The sequence below is a fragment of the Dielma fastidiosa genome, assembly GCF_000313565.1.
Taxonomy (GTDB): domain Bacteria; phylum Bacillota_I; class Bacilli_A; order Erysipelotrichales; family Erysipelotrichaceae; genus Dielma; species Dielma fastidiosa.
The window spans coordinates 275,142-285,369 of sequence record NZ_HE578924.1; the positions used below are offsets into that span (position 1 = coordinate 275,142).

The 10,228-nt window shown below is 37.8% G+C and carries 11 protein-coding genes and 1 tRNA gene; all 12 read right to left on the bottom strand.

Features of this window, described 5'->3' with window-relative positions:
* Positions 1-438, bottom strand: a 438-nt coding sequence (locus tag DAHG_RS18810) for a family 1 glycosylhydrolase (protein WP_034456543.1), incomplete at its 3' end; no start/stop codon positions are given.
* Between the two features lie 35 nt (positions 439-473).
* On the bottom strand, positions 474-1,961 hold the full coding sequence (locus DAHG_RS04805; protein ID WP_022937197.1) for a family 1 glycosylhydrolase: 1,488 nt from the start codon (positions 1,959-1,961) through the stop codon (positions 474-476).
* Positions 1,962-1,983: 22 nt separating this feature from the next.
* Complete coding sequence (locus tag DAHG_RS04810) at positions 1,984-3,807, bottom strand: beta-glucoside-specific PTS transporter subunit IIABC (protein ID WP_022937198.1); 1,824 nt, start codon at positions 3,805-3,807, stop codon at positions 1,984-1,986.
* 139 nt (positions 3,808-3,946) lie between these two features.
* Complete coding sequence (gene licT, locus DAHG_RS04815; protein ID WP_022937199.1) at positions 3,947-4,786, bottom strand: BglG family transcription antiterminator LicT; 840 nt, start codon at positions 4,784-4,786, stop codon at positions 3,947-3,949.
* A gap of 313 nt (positions 4,787-5,099) precedes the next feature.
* Positions 5,100-5,507 carry a hypothetical protein gene (locus tag DAHG_RS04820; protein WP_147576394.1) on the bottom strand — a complete coding sequence of 136 codons (408 nt, stop codon included), beginning with the start codon at positions 5,505-5,507 and terminating at the stop codon, positions 5,100-5,102.
* Positions 5,491-6,171 (bottom strand): ABC transporter ATP-binding protein, encoded by a 681-nt coding sequence (locus DAHG_RS04825; protein WP_022937201.1) that lies wholly within the window; start codon positions 6,169-6,171, stop codon positions 5,491-5,493. Before DAHG_RS04825 ends, DAHG_RS04820 begins: the two co-directional genes overlap by 17 nt.
* Positions 6,158-7,420, bottom strand: a complete 1,263-nt coding sequence (locus DAHG_RS04830) for an FtsX-like permease family protein (protein ID WP_022937202.1) — start codon at positions 7,418-7,420, stop codon at positions 6,158-6,160. The genes DAHG_RS04825 and DAHG_RS04830 overlap by 14 nt, the downstream gene beginning before the upstream one ends.
* Positions 7,421-7,948, bottom strand: a complete 528-nt coding sequence (locus DAHG_RS04835; RefSeq protein ID WP_022937203.1) for an FtsX-like permease family protein — start codon at positions 7,946-7,948, stop codon at positions 7,421-7,423. It lies immediately after the preceding gene.
* Positions 7,949-8,054: 106 nt separating this feature from the next.
* Complete coding sequence (locus tag DAHG_RS20465; RefSeq protein WP_022937204.1) at positions 8,055-8,717, bottom strand: zf-HC2 domain-containing protein; 663 nt, start codon at positions 8,715-8,717, stop codon at positions 8,055-8,057.
* Positions 8,714-9,187 (bottom strand): RNA polymerase sigma factor, encoded by a 474-nt coding sequence (locus DAHG_RS04845; RefSeq protein WP_022937205.1) that lies wholly within the window; start codon positions 9,185-9,187, stop codon positions 8,714-8,716. The genes DAHG_RS20465 and DAHG_RS04845 overlap by 4 nt, the downstream gene beginning before the upstream one ends.
* Positions 9,188-9,223: 36 nt before the next feature.
* Positions 9,224-9,742: a hypothetical protein gene (locus DAHG_RS04850; RefSeq protein ID WP_022937206.1), complete on the bottom strand. Its 519-nt coding sequence runs from the start codon at positions 9,740-9,742 to the stop codon at positions 9,224-9,226.
* Between the two features lie 356 nt (positions 9,743-10,098).
* Positions 10,099-10,174: transfer RNA gene (locus DAHG_RS21725), tRNA-Ala, on the bottom strand.
* Positions 10,175-10,228 lie beyond the last annotated feature (54 nt).

The window sequence follows — 10,228 nt, forward strand, 5'->3', positions numbered from 1 at the left end:
CGGTTCGATGTTGTACTTTTTACATTCTTCAAAAACGGAACGATAGAATTCAATCCCCTTTTGATTAGGCTCTAATTCATCACCGTTAGGATAGAGACGAGACCATGAGATTGACATTCTGAACATTTTAAAGCCCATTTCCGCAAACAAAGCGATATCCTCTTTATAGCGGTGATAGAAATCGATGCCCTCATGATTTGGATAATAGCAATCATCAAGAACGGCATATTTGGCACCCTCAGGGAGCGCTTCACCCATACTTCTGATCTTTCCCGGTTTGCCGTCAGCACCGATATAAGTAATCATTCTTGGTTCCTTGACTGAACCGCCGGTAGTGACATCTGTCAAAGCCATGCCGCGGCCATCTGCGTTCCATGCACCTTCACACTGATTAGCAGCGGTTGCGCCGCCCCAGTAAAAATCTTTTGGAAAACTCATAAACAATACCTCCTTTATGATTTTTTATAATCTAATTAATCTAAATCTGCACCATCGCTGGCAATCACTTTCTTATACCAGTAGAAGCTGTCTTTCTTGCTTCTTGCTAATGTACCATTCCCTTTATCGTCACGATCTACATAAACAAAACCATAACGCTTCTTCATTTCACCGGTACCGGCACTGACAAGGTCAATACAGCCCCACATTGTATAGCCCATTAAATCTACACCATCCAGATTAATTGCATCACTCATGGACTGAATATTTTGACGCAGATAATCAATACGGTAGCTGTCATGCACAGAACCGTCTGCTTCCTTTTGATCATCCCAGCCAATACCGTTTTCAACAATCCATAAAGGTTTATGATAACGATCATACAATGTATTTAATGCAATTCTTAAGCAGTTAGGATCAGTTCCCCAACCCCATGCATTTGTCTGCAGATAAGGATTTTTAATGCCCATAATCATATTACCGCTGCCTGCTTCTACATTCTCATGAGTTGTGAAAGTAGAAGAGCCATAACAAGAAAAACTTAGGAAGTCTGCGGAATATTTCTCCAATAATTCAAAATCATCAGCTTCAGTTTCTAAAACAATACCTTTTCTTTCATATTCCTTTAATTTATATGCTGGATATTTACCGCCTGTCTGCACATCTGAAAACCACAATGTATTTTGAGCATTTTTCAATACATACAATTGATCCGCTGGATCACATGTATAAGCATACATCGGCTGATAAGCCAGCATCTGTCCAACTTTAATTTCATCACTGATTTCATGAGCCGCCTTAACGGTTAACGCACTGGCGACAAATTGGTTATGAGCACCCTGTGCTTTAGCCTGATCACTATCATCTATCAGACCACCAGCCATAAAGCAGCCCCACTGCATGATATTAATCTCATTAAAGGTCAGCCAATATTTAACCTTGCCCTGATAATGCTTCATTACGGTTGTGGAATAACGTACAAAGAAATCAATCAGCTTACGGCTTTTCCAACCGCCATATTTAATAGTCAAATTTAATGGTGTTTCATAATGTGATAATGTAACCAGCGGTTCAATACCGTACTTTTTACATTCATCAAAAACCTCATCATAAAATTTTAAACCCTCTGCATTCGGTGTCTCATCATTGCCATTTGGGAAAATACGCGCCCAGTTCATTGATAAACGGAATGTCTTAAAGCCCATTTCACCCATCAAAGCGATATCTTCTTTAAAATGATGATAAAAATCGGTTGCCACATGACTAGGATAATATTCACCCTCTACAATTGCCGGAACAGCCCCTTCAGGAAATACCATAGGTGAACCTGAGCCTAAATCCATATTGATAGAGCCTGTTTCCTTAGTATCCGGTTTGATCCATGTGATTCTTCTAGGTGTTGTATGGCTTCCAGCCGTCAATACATCACTTGTATTGATACCCTTACCGCCATCCTTATAACCACCTTCGTATTGATTAGCAGCCGTTGCGCCGCCCCATAAGAAATTTTTTGGAAAACTCATAATTACGCTCCTTTTCGTTTGATTAATTCAATAAAGTCAATAAATCATCACCCAATTTTACAGATCCGTTAGCCACTTCCACAACATCTAAATAATCAGCTGTATTCGTAACAATAATTGGTGTAACTAATGAATAACCTTCTTTCTTCAAACTCTCTATATCAAAAGTAACTAAGACATCGCCTTTTTTTACTTTATCGCCTTGTTTAATATGCGCTTCAAACCCTTTACCTTCTAATTTAACCGTATTCATACCGATATGAATTAAAACTTCGCAGCCATTATCTGAAACAATACCGATGGCATGTTTTGTAGGGAATAAGGTCATTACAGTACCATCACATGGAGCTACTACCTTACCCTCAGTTGGATCAACAGCAATCCCTTTACCTAAAGCTCCGGCTGAGAAAGCAGCATCTTCAACTTTTTCCAAAGGAACAACATTGCCCTTAACAGGTGAACTGATAACTTCTTTTTCTGCACTAACTTTTTTAACTTCTGGTTTAGCTGCTTCAGCTTTATCTTTATAAGTCACAAAGGCAATCACAAAACCGATAACGGTTGCGGCAACCGTTAGAATTAATGAAACAGTTAATGAACCGCCAGCATTAGCTGAATTAATTTGACCTGGGATCTGGAAAACACCCATGCCTGCCATCGTATAAGCAGAAACACCAAGAATTACAGATAACGCACCGGCAACAGCTGATCCGAAGCAAGTCAGCAGGAACTGTTTGCCGTTTGGTAATGTAACACCATAAATAGCTGGTTCAGTAACACCAAAGATGCCAGAAATCCATGCAGGCAATGCGATTTGTTTTAATTTTTTATTCTTTGTTTTCAGCCAGATTGCAAATACAGAACCAGTCTGAACGAATGAACATACACCGATAACGGCCATTAAAGGCTGTTCGACACCGGCCATCAAACCCATCAAAATTGGCAGAATAACCAACATATGACAGCCCATCATAACTAAGATCTGCCATAAGAAAGCCAATAAAGCCGCGGCAATGATCGGACTGAAGCCATAAACACCTTGGATGCATTGATTGATGAAATCACCCAGTAAATTAGAAACCGGCCCAATCACACAGAAACCGATAGGCAGACAGAGTGCCAATACAATTGCCGGTACCACGAAGGTCTTTACAACATCAGGAATAATTTTATTTAAACCTTTTTCTATATATACAGCCAGAAAGCTTAATACAACCATTGGCAGCATTGTGCTTGTATAAGTCGCGTTAACAACAAAACCGAATACTTCAATATCGATACCCTGAATTGTCGGATAACACAATGCAGCACCCAATGTCATACCAAGGTAAGGATTGCCGCCTAATTTCTTAAATGCGTTATATCCCAAAATGATTGGGAAGAACAAGAACATCGCGTCAGCAGCTGCCGCAAGCAATACACCTAAGCCGGAAGCAGCGCTCACTAAGCCGACCATATCTAATAATGTATTTACACCCTTTAAGATACCGCTGGCACACAAGATACCGATTGACGGCATGAAGATACCAGTAATAATATCTAAAGCCGCTTCAGAGAATTTGCGCTTAGTCTTAGGCGCATTAGCACCATCACCGCTGATACCAGCCACTTCGCAGACATCGCGGAATACATCAGGAACATGATTGCCGATAACTACTTGATACTGACCAGCTGTCTGCATAACAGTAACGACACCATCCATATTTTTAAGCACTTCTGTATTAGCAATTGATTCATCCTTTAATTGGAAACGTAAACGTGTTACGCAGTGAGTTAAACTTATTACATTTTCTTTACCGCCGACATTCGCAATAATGTCTTTAGCGAGTTTTTCATATTTTCCCATGATTTTATGTCCTCCTATAACAAATATGAATAATTTAATACATAATTAATGATCAATTTTTCTTATTCATCTTTATAGGTTTAGCCAACTTAATGTCACTATCCGTGTTGTATCAATCCTCCTTTATCTATCTGACGAGTTATCTTTTATGGTAGATAACACGTTCAATATGAATTGTAAGATACAGCTTTTCTTCATTAGAAAGTACATAATTATACTTTCTTTCTATAAAATCACTAATGCGGTTTACGCATTTCGTGGAATTCTTATATTTTAATTTAATCACATCATATAAATCATCGTCATCGCTGTTTTCATACGTTGTATGATTCACTAAACGCTGTGCAAAAAATTTCAAATGAGTTGTGAAACGATAATAATATACGTCATCCTCATCAAATTCAACATTGAAAATATAGCGGACAATATTGGTGATTTCCTGCATTACTTTAGTAATCGCAAGCATATCCTCCATACCCTTTTCATCTAATTCCGCATTGACTAAATGCAGGGCGATAAAGCCTGCTTCATCATCTGGAAGACGCACGTTAAATTCTTTTTCTATCATATCTAAAGCTGCCAAACCGACAGCGAATTCATCTTTATAAAATCTGCGGATATCCCACAGTAATACATTAGTTACCGTGATACCTTCAAGAAAACGCACAATTGAAGAATAAATATGATCTACTAAAGAGATATAGATATATTCATTCAATCTTTTGCCGAGTGTTGCTTTCGCATATTGAATGATTTTCTCACTCACGATAATATGTTCAATAGGCACTTCTTTGATAATCTCCTGGAATTTATGACTGGCATCAGCTGAAGATAAAGCAAATACCTTATCAATCATGTTTTCATCAATATCATCATTTACTTTCTTTTTAAAACAGATACCTTTCCCCATAACGATCTTTTCTTCACCATCTACTAAAACTACGGCTACGTTATTGTTCAGAATCTTGTCAATAATCATTGCTTATCCCCCTTTCATAAAAAAAACCTACACCTCTCCTATCATGCTTAAAAAGCAATGAAAATAGTTGACGCGTAGGTTTAGCTTGTTACCAATCACTATCCTTACTGGTTTATAATAGCACTATAAAGCCAGATTTGCAAGCGATTTCATAAAATGAATTGATTTTTTTGACCTTTTTTTGACTGAATTGAAGTGAAAAGTTAAATTCCACTTTAGAGGAGAGTAGGCTGAAATTAGTTTTGCATGAAGTACCAGTTCAATTTACTCTTACACTATGACAGTGAATAAACTATTCGATTATTCATTGTTATTACCGTGTTAATACTTCTACTACAACATCACCTTTGGTTTCGGAATCAACGCTAATTGTAAAATATGCTGTTTCAGTTGTATTTGCAGGAATTGTGATTTTATCGTTACATGGAGCAGAAGAATTGACGATAATTGTTTCTTCTGCGTTCTCATAAGTAATACTGATTTCTATTGTTCCACTTTCACAAGCTGCATCAACCTTAAATTGATAATCTGTATCTGCTTCAAGTGTAATTGTCTTTTCATGCTCACTGTATTCCTTCTCATATTCTTCGGGGAAAAAGTGGTACTCAAAGCTTTGTAAAGAAGTAAACTCGTCTGATTCACTGTTATTACAAGCCGTAAGAGCAAAGGCAAAACAAACTGCAAGCAAACAAACCACGATATTTTTATATAGCTTCATCACTTAAAATACTCCCGTCTTGAATGGTAATAAGTCTTTTTGCGTAAGACGCAACATTTTTATCGTGGGTAATAAGAATGATCGTCTTTCCCATATTATTTAATTCTGAAAATACCCGCATAATTTCATTTCCTGTTTTGCTGTCCAATGCTCCTGTTGGCTCGTCCGCAAGGATTATTTCGGCTTGGCATACAATCGCCCTTGCGATTGCCGCTCTTTGCTTCTGACCGCCGGATATATTCGACGGTTTCTTTTTGGCTAAATTAGATATGCCTGCGAGTTTCAATGCAGATAAAACCTTTTTCTTTCGTTCTGCTTTTGACAGCGGCTGCTTCATCAACGGTATTTCTACATTTTCAAATACAGTATAATCATCGATAAGGGCAAAGTGTTGAAAGACAAACGATATTTTTTTACCACGAATAGAAGATAAGTGTTTTTCCTTTGCACCCCCTAAATCTTCATTATCAAGCAAATATGTACCACTTGTGGGAATGTCCATGCAGCCTATAATATTTAATAATGTTGTCTTGCCGGAACCGGAAGCTCCCATAATTGCTGCAAACTCACCGCTGCCTATTTTTAAGTTAACATTTCTCAAAGCTGAAGTAATAATTTCATCACTTCTGTATTCTTTTGTTATGTCTTTCAATTCAATCGCTGCCATTTGTATCTCCTCCTATCAACTCACAAGGCTGATATTTCATTAATTTTGTTATCGGAATTAATGCTGCAATCATTGTCAAAATAAAAGCAAGTATAATACAGATTGGAAGTGTGTATCTGATATGCACGGTTAGCAAAACAGTTTTGAATAGGTCAATACTTCGAGTAAGCTCTATCCATTTCATTCCCCAAGCAAAAATACCCGAGCAGAAAATAATAATAAATATTTCAATAGCTATTTCTGCCGCGATATCGGAAAGCGTAAAACCATTTGCAATCCAAATGCCATATTGTTTCTTTTTCAACAAAGTATTGGTAGTAAAAACTGCAGTGACGGAGCTGGTTGCCATAATGGAAATAAAGAGTGCGAGCAGTATTTGCCGTCTAGTAAATGCTGCTGTTTCTGACTGATATCCTTTATATTCCTCCGATATAAGCACTGCCGACGCTTCAAACCCATGTTGTAATGGATATGTAGACACCTGCTCTTTAACAAAGTCTATATCCGCATGATCAGAAAGAAATACATAGGTATTATGCAGAGAAGAAAGCTGCGTCATGATATCATCACGGCTTTGTTTTGTAAAAGGCGCAATGAACCAGCCGTTTAATGAAACCAAGGGATAACGTATTAAATCATCTTCCTCAACCCACTTTGCATCAATGGGAATATACCCGGCAATTTCGTACTGACCGCCTGTGCGCTCATCGGTAAGTATTTGTCCCTCTGATAAAATATCCTTGAATACCTCGCTTACATAAAGAGGCAGCAGACCGCTTGTTGTAGCTGTGTATTCGGTAATTCCACCTTTGACAAATGACAATATTTCCTCATCGATGCTTAATAGCTGCGATATGCCCGGATAATTTTCGTATTTTTGTCCCTTTAACAGCTCCCCATTGATTGCCTTATATTCATCCATGTTTTCAAGTTCGAAAAAATACATGCCGGTTGCGTCAAACTGGCCTGCTGCTTCCACCCCCTGCAGTGCTTTGATATAGTCAAGATATTGCCGGATCACATTTGCAAACTCTGGGCTTTCTTCTGTATATTGGTAATTCAAGTGCAATACCTTTTCCATATCAACACCCATATTGCTTTCAAATATTTTTTGCTGATAAGCTGCACTGGCCGCATTTGTGAAAGCAGATAGAACCGTCTGCATCGCAATAACACATACAAGCAACATCAAAAATGAAAAAAACTTCTTTTTCCTTATTTCCCTGATCGATAACATTAAAAGTTTCATTTAAGAAATCACCTCCGCAGGGTGTATTTTCAAAATGCGTATAACAGGAATAATTACAGAAATCATCAAAGTAAATAACAAGAACAGAAGTGAACTACATAAGAAAAAAGGGGTTATATGTATGGATATGACTCCCTGAGTCATGCGTGAAAATATCTCAATCAAAATAAACCCTATGCAAAGACTGACAAATAGTATTTCCGCCATTTCTGATACTGCCGCGCAAATGAGATTACGATTTGACCAGCCGAACGCTTTACGAATTGCCATATCTTTGCGCTTTGTAACAATCCAATAGTTTGTAACCACAAGACAATTTGCAATAGAAAACAGATAAATTGAAAGCGCAAGGGAAATCCCCGTATTTTGCATAGTAGTAAATATCGGTGTTTCTTGGTTTGCATCTGCTAAAGAATTTAAAATATCATTAATTGCACTAATGCCAACCAATACGGACATTATAGAAATTGAAAATCCGATCGCTAATAAGATTGTAGTAGGACGGCACTTCCGCTTTATTTTAAACATAGTAAACCTCTCTTTCGCTTTTACTCTATGACTGCGCAGTTTACAATTCGTTACAAAATAAAGCGCACTTTTTTGTGCGCCGCTTTCCAATCTTTTATATGTATTCCTATTTACGCCAAAGCAAAACAGAATTGTCAATTATTTTCTGCAAATTGCCGATATCCATACTTTCTATGCCTGTATAATCCCCTGTATAGTAAAATACGCGGTCAATGTTTTCTGCGCCCTTATCGGCACTGCATAGGACATACTCGCTGAATATATCATCATTCGTAATAAGATCGTCCCACTTTGTTCCCGACATATAGAAAAACAAATAGGTGTCCATTTGTCCGTTATTTTTGATTTCCACTTGCTTAATTTTAAGATAATTAGCTTGATTGCCCTGTAATCTGCCGATCAAGCTGTTGTCTGCCATTGACACCGAAATATTATTCTCATAGGAAATCACCTGCTCGGATTTTTTCAAAAAGCCGACAATCGAAAAAGATGCAGCCGCAAATATGGCAAATGCAAGTACAACAACTAATATTTGCTTTTTGCGCAGCTTTCTTTTTATCGAGCGAAAAGACGCTGCTTTTTTCATTTCTAACTCAGCATTTTGCGGAGCCGTAAAGATTTCATCTGTTTCACAAAGGAAATTATAGTAATCTTTACAGGAAGAACATTCTGACAAATGATTTTCAATAATCTTATTGCTTTCTTCGCTGCAAACCCCATCATGGTATAGGGGCAGCAAGTCCTTTATCAAACTACAAGGATATTTCATTTTATGCCCTCCTTAATCTTTAATTTTGCTCTATGATAAGTTACTCTCGCCCAGCTTTCAGATTTACCGAAAAGACTTCCGATTTCTGCAAAGGAGAGTTCTCCAAAAGTACGCATCCAAAATACCTCTTTATAAGGGTCTTCTAACCGATGAAGCAATTTGTGAAGTTCAAAAGCCGTTTCTTTATTGAGCAGTTTTTGCTCTATGCCTTCAGTACCCGGGATAGTATCTAAAGGATAATCAACTTGTCTTTGCTTCCGTTTGACCTCTGTATAAAATATATTTTTAGCAATCTGGCAAAGCCAAACACTTAATTTACATTCCCCGCGAAAAGTACCAATATTTTTTAGAGCCTTAAAGAAAGCCTCTTGAGTGAGTTCCTCTGCCCAAGCTTCGTCTTTGCAAAGGGAAAGGGTATATTGATATACCGTATCAAAGTATTCTGAATATATCTTTTCAAAGTCTTTCACTCCAACACCTCGCTTTCTTTCATCTTTCTGATGGCTTTATTTTTTGAATAGGATCATGCTTGTTAAAACGGCAAATAGAATATCCGATACTCTGATTTTATCAAACAATACTGTTGAAGTCACAAGCATTATCAAAATGATTCCGATAGAAATTATCCTTGAAAGCCAATGCTTACCTTTTGCGTACCAAATACAAAATCCCATAGGCATGCAGAGAAAGGCAAACACTGTCCACCCATAGGCTATCGAATGTGAATAAACATTTGCTGTCATTTCTGCAGTTATGTAATATGTCACTAACATTCCCATGCAAAAGCTGAAAACATTAACTGAGGCCCGCACAGCAGAATTGCTGGATACAGAAATCAATGTGCAAATAAAAATCCAAACAGATGTTTGTGAAAAGATATTTCCAATGTCAGTTGTGTAAAGATCAAGCAGCTTAATCAAGACACCTGTAATTAGCCCCAAGCAACTAATAAGGACAGGATGAATAATTGCTTTAGAAAAAGTTATCGGCTGCCCGGATTTTCTGATAGGATCAAATAAGCTCATTGGCCGCCTCCTTCCTTTATAAGACTAACGAAATTGAAAAACGTTACAATTATTTTTAAGATACTTTTCCTTCTCCCGTCAACAGGCTTGTCAGCGTCATTGTATCAATCAAAACGCCGGATATGCGGCCTGCGCAAAGCCTCTGTATTCGCCTTTCAAACAACTGCTTGCCGTTTGTAGAATAACACATAAAAATACCGCAACTTATTTCAAGCTGTAGCGTGGCAATATGCAGTAAAGGACGCTATCCTGTGATAACGTCCCTTTTGCTTGGTTATTTAGTTGTAACCCGTATGCCCGAAATTCTAAATTTGTTTTCTTATCTCAACACCCATTAAAGGCGTTTATTCGTATATTGGTGGAGCTTAGGGGGCTCGAACCCCTGACCTCTACGCTGCCAGCGTAGCGCTCTCCCAGCTGAGCTAAAACCCCAATACTGACATTGCGATGCTATTATAACATAAAACTTTCATAAAAAAAATGGCT

Bases quoted from the DNA above. Each gene is read 5' to 3' on its own strand.
- DAHG_RS04805 (WP_022937197.1), bottom strand. From the start codon at position 1,961: ATGAGTTTTCCAAAAAATTTCTTATGGGGCGGCGCAACGGCTGCTAAT.
- DAHG_RS04850 (WP_022937206.1), bottom strand. From the start codon at position 9,742: ATGAGCTTATTTGATCCTATCAGAAAATCCGGGCAGCCGATAACTTTT.
- DAHG_RS04830 (WP_022937202.1), bottom strand. From the start codon at position 7,420: ATGAAACTTTTAATGTTATCGATCAGGGAAATAAGGAAAAAGAAGTTT.
- DAHG_RS20465 (WP_022937204.1), bottom strand. From the start codon at position 8,717: ATGAAATATCCTTGTAGTTTGATAAAGGACTTGCTGCCCCTATACCAT.
- DAHG_RS04835 (WP_022937203.1), bottom strand. From the start codon at position 7,948: ATGTTTAAAATAAAGCGGAAGTGCCGTCCTACTACAATCTTATTAGCG.
- DAHG_RS04825 (WP_022937201.1), bottom strand. From the start codon at position 6,171: ATGGCAGCGATTGAATTGAAAGACATAACAAAAGAATACAGAAGTGAT.
- DAHG_RS04810 (WP_022937198.1), bottom strand. From the start codon at position 3,807: ATGGGAAAATATGAAAAACTCGCTAAAGACATTATTGCGAATGTCGGC.
- licT (WP_022937199.1), bottom strand. From the start codon at position 4,786: ATGATTATTGACAAGATTCTGAACAATAACGTAGCCGTAGTTTTAGTA.